The sequence below is a fragment of the uncultured Lactobacillus sp. genome (assembly GCF_947367125.1).
Classification (GTDB): Bacteria; Bacillota; Bacilli; order Lactobacillales; family Lactobacillaceae; genus Lactobacillus.
Genome location: NZ_CANBCQ010000019.1, coordinates 1 through 15,454, shown reverse-complemented (window position 1 = coordinate 15,454; position 15,454 = coordinate 1). Strand labels below are relative to the sequence as shown.

Sequence of the window (15,454 nt, the reverse complement as noted above, 5' to 3'; positions counted from 1 at the left end):
GCAATCTGGCTTAGCTAGATTGCTTTTTCGCGTCATAATATGGGTTAGTAATAAAAAAGATGAAAGAAGAGTAAAAATGAAATTTAAAACCAATGATGATGTGCTTTTGCACTATACTGATACTGGTGAGGAAGATAAGCCAGTTTTACTTGGGATTCCTGGGATTGGTGGATCATGTCAAATGTGGCAAGACTTAATTGATTTGTTTAAAGATGACTATCGGTTTGTGATGCTTGATCCACGTAATCAAGGGCAATCGCAACGCACATACCGAGGACAACGAATCAGTCGCCACGCTGTTGATTTAGAAGAGTTATTGATCAAGCTTGATTTACATGATGTAGTGGCAATTGGTAATTCAATGGGAGCTGCTAATCTTTGGGCTTACTTATCAATTTATGGTAAAGGGCGTCTAAAAGCCATGGTTGATTTGGACCAATCTCCTAAGATGATTGCGGATAAGAGCTGGAAGTATGGGTTTAAGGATTTAATCTGGGATAATTATCCAGATATGCTTAAATTTGATTTTGGCAAAGCTTTTTATCACCATATTGATGAAAAAATGTTTTTAGCAGCTAAAAAAGAATACCAGGAATTTCCTTATGATCCGGTTGAAAATTATAATTGCTTGGTTGAACATGCGGAACAGGATTGGCGTGATATGATTCTTGACATGCCAGTTCCAATGCTAGTAATTGCTGGTGAAAAATCACCATTTTTCAATCCGGAATTTACTCAGGCAGTTAAGCTGCTAAATCAAGATGTTGAAACAGCGATTATACCGGAGTGTGGGCATTTACCTCAAGCAGAACAACCAAAGAAAACTCATCAAATTATAAGTAGATTTTTGAAAAAGTTAAAAAATTAGTTGTAAAATTGAAATAGTAAAAATAAGAGAGTAAACTATATTAGTGAAAACGATTACTTGTGAAATGGTAAGGTGGTAGTTTATGGATAAAGTCGTTGACTTGTTTTTGAACAATAATTCGACTAAGCAAAAGTGGGAAGAGCTTTTGTCGTCTTTGGGCTTGCATGATTTTAGTGAGCGTGAAGTTGATGTGCTTGACCATACTATTGGTTTGGAAAACGATGAAGGCAACTTAGTTGGAACCGGTAGTGTAGCTGGTAATGTCTTGAAATATATTGGCGTTAAAAATGATGAGGGAGAACAAGGGGCACGTTTTAATAAAGTGGTCACTGCTTTATCTCAATATTTAACCAATGAAGGTATTTTTCATTCATTTGTCTTCACTAAAGCTAAATATGCAGAAAGTTTTGAACATTTACATTTTAACCTTTTAGCTAAAACAGATCAGGCAGCGTTTTTAGAAAATGGGACACCTGATGTGACTGATTTTGTGGCTGAAATTCCTAAAGTTGAGGATCAAGAACATAAAAAAGTAGCAGCAATTGTGATGAATGCTAATCCTTTTACCCTGGGACATGAGCACTTAGTTAAAAGAGCAAGTGAAGAAAATGATTTGGTTTATGTTTTCGTAGTCGCCAATGATGTCTCACTTTTTAGCTTTGATGAACGTTTTAAGTTAGTACAAGAGGGGACGAAGGAATTTACTAATGTCAAAGTAGTTTCAGGCAGTGACTATATGGTTTCTCCTGCTACTTTCCCTGCATACTTTTTGAAATCACCGGATGATCTAATTACAGTTCAAACAGCAATTGATGCAGCTGTTTTCAAGAAGCAAATTGCCCCAGCTCTTAATATTACCCGGCGGTATATTGGCAAAGAACCTATTTCAAGAACAACCCATTATTATAATGTTAGCTTGGCTCATGAACTAGGACCCGATATTGAAGTAATCGTAATTGATCGTTTGCAAAAAGATGATCAAATTGTCACTGCCAACAAGGTTAGACAGCTAATCAAGGATGGTAATTTGAGAGAAATCAATAAATTTGTACCAGAAACGACATATAAATTTATTAAGAAAAACATGCCGGAGTTGCAATCGAGGATTGAGAAAGGAATGAATATTAATGGAAATTAAAACGACAGCGGTCGCTGGAACACTTGAAAGTTCAGATATTCAAATTATGATTTCTAAAGGAACCAATGGAATTGATATTGATCTCGAATCAGAAGTTAAAAAGACATACGGTGATCAAATTAAAAAAGTGATTACTGATACTTTAAAGGCTTATGGTTTAGAAAATGTTAAGGTTAAGGCAACAGACAAGGGAGCACTTGATTGTGTAATTAAGGCCCGTACTTTAGCCGCTGCTCAACGGGCAACTGAAACATCAGATAAGCCAGATTTGGAGGTGCTCTAATGACTTACGTTAAGAATCGTTTGCGTCGGACGATGATGTTTGTGCCAGGTAATAATCCAGCCATGATTAAAGATGCAGGAATTTATGGCGCAGATTCAATTATGCTTGACTTGGAAGACTCAGTTTCTTTAACTGAAAAAGATGCTGCTAGAATGCTTGTTTATGAAGCAATTAAGACGGTCGATTTTGGCGGTAGTGAAATTGTAGTCCGGGTTAATGGTCAAGATACACCATTCTACGATGAAGATGTAAAGGCCATGGTCAAAGCCGGTGTTGACGTTATTCGTTTACCCAAGACTGAATCAGCTGCCATGATTCAAAAGTTGGTTGAGGATATCGAACACTGGGAAGATGAATTTGGCATTGAAAGGGGCACCATTGGTGTGATGGCCGCTATTGAATCAGCTAAAGGTGTTTTGCACGCTCCTGAAATTGCAGAAAGTACGCCATTAATGATGGGCTTGGCTGTTTCTGGTGAAGACTATACCGCTGATATGCATACTCATCGTTACCCAGACGGTCGTGAACTTGAATTTGCACGTAACATGGTTTTACAAGCAGCTCGTAGCGCTGATGTTTATGCCTTTGATACTGTCTTTTCTAATATGAAGGATACTGAAGGCTTCTATCGTGAAACTAACTATATTCATGAATTAGGTTACGATGGTAAGAGTTTGGTTAACCCACGCCAAATTGCCATGGTTAACAAAGTCTTTAATCCAACTAAAGAAGAAATTGAAGATGCACAAAACGTTCAAAATGCAATTCGTGAAGCTAAAGCTAAAGGCAGCGGCGTAATTTCAATGAACGGTAAGATGGTTGACAAGCCAGTTGTTGAAAAGGCTACTAGAGTCCTTCAAACTGCTAAGGCTTCAAACTTGATTGATGAGGAGGGCAATTACATTGGAGAATAATGTAAAACGTCAATTACCAGACGACTTAATGAATGAATTAAACCTAAAACCTTATGAAACAACTGATATTGGTCACCCTGAAGAACAAAGAGTTGCACCAAAGGTTAGAGTAACTACTGGTCAAGATAAAGTTGTTGATTCACTTGAGCAAGTAATCAAGGATAACTTGAAAGATGGCATGACGATTTCCTTCCACCACCACTTCAGAAATGGTGATTTTGCCTTTAACAAGGTAATGGACTTAATCATTAAGTTAGGCTACAAGGACTTAACTTTGGCACCATCATCATTGACTGGTGTAATGAATGATAAGATTATTGAAGCTATCAAGAAGGGGGTTATCACTAATATTACTTCTTCTGGGATGCGTGGTTCACTCGGCGACTTTGTTTCACATGGTGGCTTAAAGAACCCAGTTATTTTCCGTTCACATGGCAACCGTGCTCGTTCAATTGAAGAAGGTGAAATTAAGATTGATGTAGCCTTTTTAGGTGTGCCAATTTCTGACCCAGCTGGTAATGCTAACGGTCAAGAAGGGGATGCAGTCTTTGGTTCATTGGGTTATGCATTGATGGATGCTCAATATGCTAACAAGGTTGTACTTTTGACTGATAATATTGTTCCTTATCCCAACACCCCTGCTTCAATCAAACAAGACCAAGTTGACTACATCGTTAAGGTAGACAAGATCGGTGATCCTGACAAGATTGGTTCCGGTGCTACTCGTTTCACTAAGGACCCTAAGGAATTGAAGATTGCCCAAATGGTTAACCAAGTAATCGTTAACTCACCATACTTCAAGGAAGGCTTTAGCTTCCAAACTGGTTCCGGTGGTGCTGCTTTGGCAGTTACTCGTTACCTTCGTCAAGCGATGATTGACAAGGGAATCACTGCTTCTTTTGCTGTTGGTGGGATTACTAAGCCAACTACTGATTTACTTGAAGAAGGATTAGTCAGAAAAGTAATGGATGTGCAGGACTTCGATAAGGGTGCTGCTGCTTCCATGGCTAAGAACCGTAATCAACAAGAAATTGATGCTTCTTGGTATGCCGATCCACATAACAAGGGTGCTGTTGTAAACAATCTTGATGTTTCAATCTTATCAGCCTTGCAAATTGACACTGACTTCAATGTTAACGTAATGACCGGTTCAGATGGTGTCATTCGTGGTGCGGTTGGTGGTCACCAAGATTCAGCTGCTGGTGCTAAGATGACGATTATTACGGCTCCACTCGTTCGTGGTAGAAATGCTACAGTAGTTCCTAGTGTTGAGACTGTAGTTACTCCAGGTTCATCAATTGATGTCTTAGTAACTGAACGAGGCATTGCAATTAATCCTGCTCGCCAAGACTTGATTGAAGCATTTAAGAATGTTCCAGGATTGCAGATCTTAGATATTAAGGATTTGCAAAAGATGGCAGAAAAACAAGTAGGTGTGCCTAAGAAACTTGAATATACTGATCGTACAGTTGCTTTGGTTGAATATCGTGATGGTACAGTTATTGATGCAATTAAAGAAATTAAAGATTAGTTTATTGCTTAAATTTTAGTTAATCAGTAAGTATATTGATAAGTTCAATCTTATATGGGATTGAACTTATTTTTATGCAAAAATAAACCACCTATCCGCTGGGATAGGTGGCGCGTATACATATATTTATATCTGAGTATCTTTATTATGACACAGCTCGAATCATTTTTCACTTATTTAAGCTCGAAATTTTGTCTATAATCTATTTTTTTGATAAAGTAAGTAAACAGCACAAAAATAAAAGTTAAAGGGAGTTATAAATGGAAAGTTGGCTATTTTTAGCATTAGTTTTAGTCGTTGCATTGGTAGGAAAGAACATGTCACTGATTATTGCTACCGGAGTGGTAATGCTTTTCAAATTGTTGCCATTTACTAGTAAATGGTTGCCTACGATTCAAGCTAAAGGGATCAATTGGGGCGTTACGCTTATTTCAGTGGCAATTCTAGTTCCAATTGCGACAGGGCAAATTGGTTTTAAAGATTTAATCAAAACTTTTAAATCACCAGCAGGTTGGATTGCTATTTTAGCAGGGATAGCAGTTGCAATCTTATCACGTTACGGTGTTGATCAATTAGCAGCGGTGCCACAAGTCACTGTTGCATTAGTTCTGGGAACAATTATTGGAGTTGTTGCCTTTAAAGGAGTAGCAGCAGGTCCCGTAATTGCCAGTGGGATGACTTACTTGGTGGTTACACTGTTTAATCTACATTTTTGAGTTATAATGGTGAAAAAGGCAGGCGGTTTAAATGGCAATTATTGTACATGAAAATATGCAAGAGCGACTGGATGATTATTTAGAGCGCCGCTTACGTAATTACGAAGTGATTACACCACCGATTCCAAAGAAACCAGAAATTGTCACTGAAGATGATCATCGAAAAAAGAAGCATACAAAGAAGGACCGTTAGCATTAGCGGTCCTTTTAATGTTGATTTAGATAAACGGATTATAAAATCTTCCGTGGTTAAGTTGCCATAAAACGATAACGATTAATACCAGGATAACAGCGGCAATCATTACTAAGTAATCTTCTTTTTTAAATGATTGAGTAACATACCAGGTGCGTTTTTTCTTTGAGCCGAAACGGCGCAATTGCATGGCAGTTGAAATGGCATCAATTCGCTCTAAGCTAGAAAAAATTAAAGGCATAATAATGTTCAATGTTCCTTTAATTCGCTTACCTAGGCTAGCCTTTTTAGATAACTCAATTCCACGGGCTTGTTGTGCAGCTGAAATATCCCAGTAAGAATTTTGAATGTCTGGAATATAACGTAAAGCCAATGAAACGGCATAAGAAATCTTATAACTAATGCCAATTTTATTCAGTGAGGCGGCAAATTGACTAGGATTAGTCGTCAGCAAGAATAAAAGCACGATTGGAATTGAGCAGACATATTTTAAGAAAAGGTTGAATAAATAAAATACTTCTTGCAGAGTCAGGGTAAAGTAACCGGCATGAATAAGGATACTCTTAGAATAATAGATACTTTCACCATAGCTAGGTTGAAAAATAAAAACAAAGATTAGGTTTAGGATCATAAAAGCAACAATAAGTTTTACGATAAAAGAAATTTGCGACCATTTGATCTTGGCTTCTTTGAATAGGAAAATTGATAAGACACAAATAGCGATCAAAAATCTAGTATCGTAGGTAATCATACAAGCAATTGAGACTAAGAGCATGAAAACTAATTTAGTTGTAGCGTTTAATTGATAGATAAAGGAATTGCCCGGTTGATATCCTAAAATTTGGCTCTCATCATGCATGTTTTTCATCCCTTTCTGCATCAATATAAGCGCGAACAAAGGTGTTAGGTTCCTTTAGGCGGTATTTCACTGCAAGTTCATACAATGAAGTACGCTTTAACGCCGCCTTTTTAATTAAAGCTTTCTCGGTTAATAATTTAATTGGATCTGTGTCGGCAATCAAAGTTCCTTCGGCAAAAGCTAAAGAGCGATTGGTATATTCCATCATGAGGTGCATATCATGAGTGATAATCATGATTGTTTTACCTTGCTGGTTGAGTTGCTTTAAGAAATTCATGATTTCAGTATAAGTTTGCCAATCTTGACCGGCAGTTGGTTCATCTAAAATTAACAATTCAGGGTCCAGAACTAGAATCGCTGCAATTGTCACTCGCTTTTTCTGACCAAAAGATAAGGCAGAAATAGGCCAATGACGATAAGGATAGAGACCACAAATTTTCAGTGTCTCATAAACTTTAGTTTGAATTTCATTTTCCTCGTAGCCACGTAAACGTAAGCCCAGCGCAACTTCGTCAAAAATCATTTTTTGAGAAATCATTTGGTTAGGATCTTGCATGACATAGCCAATTTTATCGGAACGCTCTTTGATGGAATATTGTTTCAGATCATCACCGTTAAATGAAATTAGGCCTTCATTGCTAATAAAACCACAAATAATGCGGCAAAGAGTGGTTTTGCCTGCACCATTTTGACCAACAATTGAGATAAAATCACCTTGATTAATGGTTGTTGTTACATCATGTAATGGGTGAACTTGTAATTTATTATAGCGATGACCGACACCCTTTAGTTCTAATAAAGAATGCGTTTCTTCCTTTTCACCGGTAATGGTGATCTTGTCTTGCCAATTTTGTAATTTCCTGGCGATTTCACGATCGTCAGGTAAAGCATTAACTGAAGTTAAATCAGGAATCTGATTTAGATCAATTTGTGCCTTTTTAAGTGCACTTAGATAAAGGGGATTACGTACGCCGTTTTTTTCTAATAAATTATTATGTAGTAAATCATTAGGCGTTTTATCAGCTACGATTTTTCCATCATTAACTAAAATAACCCGGTCTAGTGGTTGACTCATCACTTCTTCCAAGCGATGTTCAATAATAATGACTGTTGCGTTTAATTCTTTTTGAATTCGATTAATTAACGCCATTGTTTTCATCCCTGAAGCGGGATCTAAATTAGCCAGTGGTTCATCAAAAAGCAGAATAGGTGATTCGTCAACCATTACGCCAGCTAAGGCAACGATTTGTTTTTGCCCACCGGATAAGTTTTGTGGTGCCTGTTTTAGTAAATGTTCGATTCCTAATTCATCAGCCCAACGATGAACGATTTGTTTCATTCGGTTTTGTGGTTGACAGTCGTTTTCTAAGGCAAAAGCAATGTCTTCACCAACAGTTAAACCAATAAACTGACTATCAGTATCTTGCAGAATAGTTGAAGTGATAAAAGAAAGATCAAATAAATTGGTTTCTTGAATATTTTTACCATTGATAATACATTCACCAGTAATGTTACCAGTATCTATGTTGGGAATTAAACCATTGATGCAGTGACCGATCGTAGACTTACCGGAACCTGATGGTCCAGCAATTAAGAGCATTTCGCCCTGATTAATTGCTAAATTAAGATGCTTTAATGTTGGTTCGGCTTGGCTATCATATTGAAATGAAAAGTCTTTGAATTCAATAATTGTATTTGTCATAAATATCCTCTAGTCTTCTTTGCGTAAGCTGCCTTTCTTAATTTTGGTGTCGGCATAAGCCTTAAGTAACAATGTTCCGACAATCATAATTGTAAGACCGTTGGATAATGTGGCTGAAATTCCTTGAACGAAAACCTTGTTAGCTGGTTCACTATAGATAATAATGTCACCAATAGGTGCAACTACCACCCATGCAATGATATTAGCGATAATTTGTACAATATTAAATATGATAGTTTGTTTAAGACCAAAAATACCATTTTTTAAATCTAGTTGTTTAGCTGCTAAGCCAATAATCCAACCTAAAATAGCAGTAGCTAAGACCCAACTCCACCAAGTTTGGCCATACATGATAAAATCTGAAAGTGCATGACCGATAAAGCCGACAATAAAACCAACTTTTGCACCGTAAATGGCAGCAAAAAGAGCTAGGAAAGGAAAAACTAGTTCAATATTAGTGTTGGGAATAGGTGTAGGAATTGAGGTAAAGCGTGCTAAAATAACATAAATCGCTGATCCAATTCCAATTGCAACAACATTTTTAACAGATAGACCCGTATTTTTCATCTAATTACTCCAAAATTTAGTATATTTACAAGGTATAATTAGTAAGCGGTAACAGTCAAGCTAATCAGTAGATTCATTTGTTCAAAAATTTGTATAAGGATAACTAAGAGGGTATTCTTATATTAAAAGAAAAAGCTAATTAACTAGAGGTAAATGATGAAACAAGAAGAATTAAAGAAAATTAACAATGAAATTGGTGCCTACGTTACTCATGAGACTAAAACTATTTGGGTTGATGAGCAAACAATGCAGATTGCAACAATGATGATCGACTCTTATGGTGATACTGTCTATGTGTGGGTTGAAGAAAAAGGCGATCGCTGTCTGGTGAGTGACGGCGGTAGAATTTTATTTAAGTTGGATCCTAATGAAGAAGATAAAGAATTGTATAAAACTGCAGAAGATATTGCATTAGGTTCTGGTTACGAATTCGATGAAGAACACTGCGAAATTTATGTTAACGTTGCCCGCAATAACGTAGCTCAAGCGGTAATGAAACTAGCACAACTGCAAGTTGCAATTTCATATTTAGGCTAAAAAAATCATCCCTAATTTAAATAGTTAGGGATGATTTTTGATAATTAACTTTTTTCGAACCTTTTTAAACATTAGCCATTCTTCCTAGATTTACATCTTCCAGCTTTTTACCGTTGAGATTAAAATTAGCAATTGCTTGTGCTAAAGCCATCATTGATATAACATCTGGAATACATTCATCAATTCTAAACTCCATAATCAATCACCTCAAGCTTATTGTAAAACCAAGAAAAGTAATTGTTAATTAGTACATAATACTTTTTAGTATAGAAAAACCAGCTGTAAACAGCTGGTTAATTTATTGCTATTTTTTATTGCTGTGTTGCATAAAAATAAAGAATGCAGAAATAATATTGACGATTACTGCGGGTAAAGCTAAAGCAGCAGTAAAACCATAAAGTGCATTTCCGATAACCCCTAAAATAGGTCCAACTAGTGAAATGTTCATATTATGAGATTGAACTATCGCAATCGCATTGATAATTACACCAAGCCAGGCAAATAAATAAAAGATTATGGCAATTTTAGCAGTAAAATCGGCACCTAGAATTGCGAACCAGGAACAGATAAACAATGCGCAGTTGATTAAGTTTAAGGCTCCAGTCCATAAGTCATATTTAGATTTTTTCATTTTTCTCCTCAACTATCCATCTCTTTAATATTTTAACAATTATTATTTTATATTTTGTAGAACGCGTTCTGCAATAGCGTCATTAGTTACTAGGTGAGTAATAACGCCGCTACGTAATGCTCCCAGTAATGCTTCAGATTTAAAGCGATTGCGGACAACACAGAAACGAATTGGTGTTGCCATGATATCTTTCATGCTAATTCCGCAAATATGGTGTTCAAAATTAGGGAAAAACTCACCTTGAATATTATAAGGACGCCCCATGATCATTCCAGCTACATCTCGCTCAGAAATATTTTTAAATAATTCGGGTCCGTAGTTTTTGTCTAAAAATTGATTAGCTTTAAATGATTGAAAGGTACCTAGCCCTGTGAACAAAATATCTAAGTTATGGTAACAATTCTCAATTACTTTAAAATAAGGCTCACGTTTTAAAGCAGGAATGATCTTGGAATTTAGAACATACAAGGGAGTAGGTAAGCTTAAGCTCTGAGAATGTAGTTTTTCGGCTGCATCTTGAGCTAAAGGATTCTTACGACGATTAGAGTTAATCGGTTGACCTAATAGCTGGATAAAATATAACTGTTCTAAATCTTGTTCAAAAAAGTCATTAATTACGCCATGCATTGTCGCACCCCAGCTAATTCCAGCAATCTTAGCTTGTTTGAGGTAAGTTTCAATTTGCTTGGCTGCGAAATTAACTACAGCTTCACTGTTTTCGTCTTTATTGCCAGTACTTTCAACAATAAAAGCTTCTTTTAAACCAAACCTTTTCTGAAACTCACGTTCTAGTACTTGATTACGCTTAATTCCACGTGAAATCTTAATTTTAACGATTCCACGATTACGCGCATCTTCTAGTGCTTTAGCAATCAAATAGCGTGATAAATCATATTTTTGCGAAATATCAGCGATATTAAGTTGGCTAAGATAAAAGTCGTGGGCAATGCTAGCAAGTTGCTCATCTGTTAATTGTGCCACCTCTGCACCATCCTTTATTTTAAAATAACTTACACGTCTATTATAAATTTAAAATAATAAAAAGGAGCATCAAATTTTAAAATATAAAAAAATATGATGAAACTCATGTGGTAGAATAAAAGAGTTGTAATTATGCAGATTATATGAGGGAAAGTAATAATAGCATGAGTGAAATTGATCAAGAACATCATTTATCAGACAAACATCATATGAAGATTCTGTGGGAGGAGTTTTTTAAGAGCGATAATAGCACGATGGCTCAAGATGCCACATTAGTTGAAAAAGCTTCAATTGTAGGCCGAGTGGGCATTATGCTTTTAAGTTGTGGTACCGGTGCATGGCGAGTACGGGATTCAATGGATACAATTGCCAGAACTTTGGGGATTACTTGTTCAACCGATATTGGTCTTGTTTCAATTGAATATACCTGCTTTGACGTTGATAATGAATCTTATTCTCAGATTCTATCATTGCCAGCAACTGGTGTAAACATGACTAAGCTGAATGAGCTGGAAAAGTTCGTCCGCCAATTTGAAACAGGACATGGAAACTGGACTATTGGTCAAATCCACCAGCGCTTGCGCGAGATTAACCGCCAAAAGTCAGCATATGTACCTTTGATCTCAGGACTTAGCTCAGGATTAGCCTGTGCAGGTTTTATTTTCTTATTGGGTGGCGGATTGCCTGAAGTGATTTGTGCATTTTGGGGTGCAGCTTGTGGCCAGTATGTTAGAGCAATTATGGGGAAGCATAAGTTGACTTTAGTAGCTAAAATAGCAGTTGCAGTGGCTGTAGCTTGTGCAGTATACTTCCTGTGCTTCCATATAGGTGAGCTTTTATTCCGCTTGAATCATGATCATGCCTACGGTTATATTGGGGCAATGTTATTTGTGATTCCTGGTTTTCCATTTATTACGTCTGGTTTGGACATCTCAAAGTTAGATATGCGTTCTGGACTAGAGCGGTTAGCTTATGCGATTTTGATTATTATTATTGCGACAATGGCAGGTTGGGTTGTAGCGACGATTTTACGTTTACATCCTGGATCTATGCCTAAGTTAAAAATCGATTCAGGGATGCTAACTTGTTTGCGTTTGCTAGCCAGCTTTTGTGGTGTCTTCGGCTTCTCAATTATGTTTAATAGTCGCCCGCAAATGGCTGCCATAGCTGCAGTAATGGGAGCAATGGCCAATACTTTACGATTGAGTTTAGTTGATTATGCGCAGGTTCCGCCAGCCTTAGCCGCCTTTATTGGAGCTCTGACGGCTGGGTTACTTGCCAGCATTGTCCGCCAAAAGGTTGGTTTTCCACGAATTGCGATTACCGTACCATCAATTGTTATCATGGTACCAGGACTTTATATGTATCGCGCGGTATTTAACTTTGGTGTTACTAATATTAATATTGGTGCTTATTGGATTGTTGAAGCATTGATGATTGTGGCGGCTTTACCATTAGGACTACTTGCTGCACGTATCTTAACTGATAAGAAGTGGAGACATGCAGATTAGATATTAGATGATAAAAAAAGAGGCAGATTTTAAATCTGTCTCTTTTAGTTTGCATTCAATTATTAATTGCGTTTCTTTTTAGTGATTGCCCAACCGAACAAACTTAGTGCAACAAGGGATAAACCAATCAAACTTAAGCTTAATTTCTTTTCACCAGTCTCAGGCAAAGCTGAATTTGCTTTTTTCATTTTAATGGTAGCTGGATTAGTTTGCTTTGAAGTAACTGTCTCAAGTTTGGCATATACACTATGAGGTGTAATTGTAATTATTTGTGGACCATCGTGTTTTACGGCTGAGGCATTATCTTTATGAGTAATAGTCTTTGTTTGATGCTGATTTTGAGCTTTTACAGGTACAATTGGTTCAGCTGGTTTGTCTGAATTAGGTTTTTCAGGTAAAGGTGTAGTAGGAGTAGACTGTGGTTGAGGCTGAGGTTCTGGATTAGGGTTAGGTTCTGGTTGAGGAGCAGAGTAAGCATATGGTACCCAAATATTGATCGTTGCAACCTTACTAGGTGTAGATTCCTTTTTATTAATTATAGTAGAAGCGATTGAAGCTAAAAATTCGGAACTAGGAATAATTGCTGAAATGCCAGTAGTTGGATCACTAGTAGCGGTGATCCCTTTTTGACTAGCAATGATATGTACTACACCATTTTTATCTAGATAGTAATTATCGCCAATTGAATCCTTAATAATTGTATTGTTATAAGAGATAGCTGGGAAGCCTGGCTTATTTGCTGTCCACTCTGACCACGCTGTGTTTGTAGCTTGTGGATCCTTAACTAGGTCAACAGTTCTATTTCTAGTATAGGTGATTTTAACAAGTACATCAGGTGTAGCGGATTCATCGTTTTCTGGAACTGCTGTATTGGGATCATTGATTCCAGCAAAAGGATGGTTCTTCGGACCATTAGTGTAATAGCCTTTTACTTGTTCTTGGATTGTAGCGGTTTGGCTTTCTGATCTAGTTTCATGAACTAAGTAGATGACAAAATGTTGATCTTTGTTTTCATCATTATCAAAGTTGCCAAATGTGATAGTGCCATCTGAATTTATTTGGGAGTTAGTACCGGAAACTTTTTCAAGCTTGTAGTGATGATTTTTTAATACAGTAAGTGCATTTGTAAGACCAGCAAATTGAATAGGGATATTTACCGAATTATTATCTTGTCCAGTGTAATTAGCGTTAAATCCCTGACCAAGTCTGTCAGTAGTAGGCAATAGAGTAAAACCATTATTTTCAAGCAATGTATCAATTGCTTTAGCATCTTTATCTGTATCATCATAAAATCTAACATCAGCATATTGAGTTGTAGAAATGGTGCTGTCAGAGTTACCAGTAATTTGACCATTCCATGAGAAAGTTTTGTCTTCTTTTAATGCACCCTGGCCATTTAAAGAATTGCCCTTTTTAGAAGTATCTGCGGACATTCCAGTACTGGTGGTAGGTTGTCCAGACTTATTATCAAGCACAGTATCTAATTGAATGTAATAAGCATGGGTACTGTAATCATAAGAATCCTTAGGATCATTAAGATTAAACTTTTGACCAGTTTGATCTACTGAAAAGCCATTTTTATCTTTGGTTAAATGATTACGTAAAAAGTTGGCAAAGTTTGACTTTTCATTATTCTCAGTCGTAATTAGATCATAATATTTTTGATTAGGATGATCAGGACCATCGTAAAAGTCATTAATACCATGACGTAAAGCATTTTGATCGACAGCCATACCACTTGGAATTTCAAAGACTTTAATTGAAGATGGGATTAAAATTTGATCATCACTAAAATGCACGTTAAACACAGCATCGTATAAAGAACGTGGCGGATTATCTAGTTGATTACCGTAATTAAAGTAGATTCCCCATTGAAGGATATGACTGGAATCATTTAGTCCTAATTTTTGGATGTCATCAGCTGAAATGTTGTTTTTTTCAGGATATTCTGAATCTGAACCATTAAATGACTTTTTGCCTATGGCGAAGCCGTGAATAAGTTCCGTAGGTTGTACTTTATCTTGGTATGGGGTTAAATCAGCAGTGAAAGCTGTTTGGTTTTTACCATCAATTTCTACATTAAAAGCTTGTGCCCTTGTATTAGTTTTAATAGTAGAGCCATTAGCAATAACGGGAATATTTAAGTCAAGTTGGGTAGGAGAGTCCTTGGTGGTAGAGTTCTCCCAAGTAGCAATAATTTGGCTAAAATCGTTATTATCGCTTGCTGTAATATTCCAGTAGGATTTGCTATTAGAATTTTGGCTGTAGATCGTAGACTTACTAGTTACAATTTTGTAGTTTTTGTTTTCACCTGCATCTGGCAAGTTAATGTGAATAGAATTGTTTTGATCTAAACTAGGATGATTGATTTTAACGTCAACATTTACCGTATCTTGTCCTGCCATTAATGATGGGGTTTCATTTGCTTTGATTTCTGATGTGCTATTACCCTGTGAATCAGTATGGTGAGCGGTAATATCAACAGTTTGTTGTTGCTGACTATTGGGTTGCTCATTTTTATTTGCTGGTTTACTGTCTGAAGTATCTTGAGAAGTTTGACCTGGAGCTAAAGAGCTAGTAGAGGAATCAGCTGTTCTTTGGGCAACTTGAAAGGCGGTTGGATTCTCATTTTCGGCATCGGCGTGCACTAATTGACCATTGCTCAAGAAAAAAGTAGTTCCCAGTGCAACAGCAGCTAAGCCAACTGATAATTTTCTAAAACCAAATTTTTGCTTTTCATCAAGCTTTACGTTGAAGCTTAAATTATTTTTTTGTTTCATTTATCTAAACCTTTTTTGTGGAAATAAAAAAGACTGAACATCTAGAGTCATTAAGCTGAAAAAATATATTTTCTTTTTACATTTAATAACATTCTTAGATTAGCACAAAAAATAACAATATTAACAAAATTTTTAGATAATTTATTCAATCCCTGACATGCTTAGCTTGAAACTGTCAAATCTTTTGTGTAAATAGATCTTTCTCGTAAATTGATTTTTTAATTATTTATTTAATCAAAGTAG

The 15,454-nt window shown here is 36.4% G+C and carries 16 protein-coding genes; 9 read left to right on the top strand and 7 right to left on the bottom strand.

The window, feature by feature from the left end; translation table 11 throughout:
* The first annotated feature begins 76 nt into the window (after window positions 1-76).
* The 7 genes from Q0Y84_RS06440 (at window position 77) to Q0Y84_RS06410 (ending at window position 5,643) form a co-directional block, all read left to right on the top strand.
* Window positions 77-868 carry an alpha/beta hydrolase gene (locus tag Q0Y84_RS06440; protein WP_297951809.1) on the top strand — a complete coding sequence of 264 codons (792 nt, stop codon included), beginning with the start codon at window positions 77-79 and terminating at the stop codon, window positions 866-868.
* Window positions 869-950: 82 nt separating this feature from the next.
* Window positions 951-2,006 carry a [citrate (pro-3S)-lyase] ligase gene (citC, locus tag Q0Y84_RS06435; RefSeq protein ID WP_297951755.1) on the top strand — a complete coding sequence of 352 codons (1,056 nt, stop codon included), beginning with the start codon at window positions 951-953 and terminating at the stop codon, window positions 2,004-2,006.
* Window positions 1,996-2,289, top strand: a complete 294-nt coding sequence (gene citD / locus Q0Y84_RS06430) for a citrate lyase acyl carrier protein (RefSeq protein WP_297951753.1) — start codon at window positions 1,996-1,998, stop codon at window positions 2,287-2,289. Before citC ends, citD begins: the two co-directional genes overlap by 11 nt.
* A complete protein-coding gene (locus Q0Y84_RS06425) occupies window positions 2,289-3,203 on the top strand; it encodes an aldolase/citrate lyase family protein (protein ID WP_297951751.1) in 915 nt (304 codons plus the stop codon). The genes citD and Q0Y84_RS06425 overlap by 1 nt, the downstream gene beginning before the upstream one ends.
* Window positions 3,193-4,734 carry a citrate lyase subunit alpha gene (gene citF, locus Q0Y84_RS06420; protein WP_297951749.1) on the top strand — a complete coding sequence of 514 codons (1,542 nt, stop codon included), beginning with the start codon at window positions 3,193-3,195 and terminating at the stop codon, window positions 4,732-4,734. Before Q0Y84_RS06425 ends, citF begins: the two co-directional genes overlap by 11 nt.
* A 260-nt stretch (window positions 4,735-4,994) precedes the next feature.
* Window positions 4,995-5,450 carry a DUF441 domain-containing protein gene (locus tag Q0Y84_RS06415; protein WP_297951747.1) on the top strand — a complete coding sequence of 152 codons (456 nt, stop codon included), beginning with the start codon at window positions 4,995-4,997 and terminating at the stop codon, window positions 5,448-5,450.
* A 31-nt stretch (window positions 5,451-5,481) separates the two neighbouring features.
* Complete coding sequence (locus Q0Y84_RS06410) at window positions 5,482-5,643, top strand: hypothetical protein (RefSeq protein ID WP_297951745.1); 162 nt, start codon at window positions 5,482-5,484, stop codon at window positions 5,641-5,643.
* A 25-nt stretch (window positions 5,644-5,668) separates the two neighbouring features.
* Here the strand turns inward: Q0Y84_RS06410 and Q0Y84_RS06405 are convergent, their stop codons facing one another.
* From Q0Y84_RS06405 to Q0Y84_RS06395, 3 genes are read right to left on the bottom strand one after another with little or no spacing between them, the layout of a single operon-like run.
* The gene (locus Q0Y84_RS06405; RefSeq protein ID WP_297951743.1) at window positions 5,669-6,502 is read right to left on the bottom strand and encodes an energy-coupling factor transporter transmembrane protein EcfT; all 834 of its coding nucleotides are present in this window, start codon (window positions 6,500-6,502) and stop codon (window positions 5,669-5,671) included.
* Window positions 6,495-8,204, bottom strand: a complete 1,710-nt coding sequence (locus Q0Y84_RS06400; protein WP_297951741.1) for an ABC transporter ATP-binding protein — start codon at window positions 8,202-8,204, stop codon at window positions 6,495-6,497. The genes Q0Y84_RS06405 and Q0Y84_RS06400 overlap by 8 nt, the downstream gene beginning before the upstream one ends.
* 9 nt (window positions 8,205-8,213) lie before the next feature.
* Window positions 8,214-8,771 (bottom strand): ECF-type riboflavin transporter substrate-binding protein, encoded by a 558-nt coding sequence (locus Q0Y84_RS06395; protein WP_297951739.1) that lies wholly within the window; start codon window positions 8,769-8,771, stop codon window positions 8,214-8,216.
* Window positions 8,772-8,927: 156 nt separating this feature from the next.
* Between Q0Y84_RS06395 and Q0Y84_RS06390 the strand changes: the two genes are divergently transcribed.
* Complete coding sequence (locus Q0Y84_RS06390) at window positions 8,928-9,308, top strand: DUF1828 domain-containing protein (protein WP_297951737.1); 381 nt, start codon at window positions 8,928-8,930, stop codon at window positions 9,306-9,308.
* Between the two features lie 64 nt (window positions 9,309-9,372).
* Here the strand turns inward: Q0Y84_RS06390 and Q0Y84_RS06385 are convergent, their stop codons facing one another.
* The 3 genes from Q0Y84_RS06385 to Q0Y84_RS06375 form a co-directional block, all read right to left on the bottom strand.
* Window positions 9,373-9,504 carry a hypothetical protein gene (locus tag Q0Y84_RS06385; protein ID WP_297951735.1) on the bottom strand — a complete coding sequence of 44 codons (132 nt, stop codon included), beginning with the start codon at window positions 9,502-9,504 and terminating at the stop codon, window positions 9,373-9,375.
* A 108-nt stretch (window positions 9,505-9,612) separates the two neighbouring features.
* Window positions 9,613-9,939 (bottom strand): transporter, encoded by a 327-nt coding sequence (locus Q0Y84_RS06380; RefSeq protein ID WP_297951733.1) that lies wholly within the window; start codon window positions 9,937-9,939, stop codon window positions 9,613-9,615.
* A 42-nt stretch (window positions 9,940-9,981) separates the two neighbouring features.
* A complete protein-coding gene (locus Q0Y84_RS06375; protein WP_297951731.1) occupies window positions 9,982-10,920 on the bottom strand; it encodes a sugar-binding domain-containing protein in 939 nt (312 codons plus the stop codon).
* Between the two features lie 164 nt (window positions 10,921-11,084).
* Between Q0Y84_RS06375 and Q0Y84_RS06370 the strand changes: the two genes are divergently transcribed.
* On the top strand, window positions 11,085-12,431 hold the full coding sequence (locus Q0Y84_RS06370; RefSeq protein WP_297951729.1) for a threonine/serine exporter ThrE family protein: 1,347 nt from the start codon (window positions 11,085-11,087) through the stop codon (window positions 12,429-12,431).
* A gap of 62 nt (window positions 12,432-12,493) precedes the next feature.
* Here the strand turns inward: Q0Y84_RS06370 and Q0Y84_RS06365 are convergent, their stop codons facing one another.
* On the bottom strand, window positions 12,494-15,211 hold the full coding sequence (locus tag Q0Y84_RS06365; protein ID WP_297951727.1) for a YSIRK-type signal peptide-containing protein: 2,718 nt from the start codon (window positions 15,209-15,211) through the stop codon (window positions 12,494-12,496).
* Window positions 15,212-15,454 lie beyond the last annotated feature (243 nt).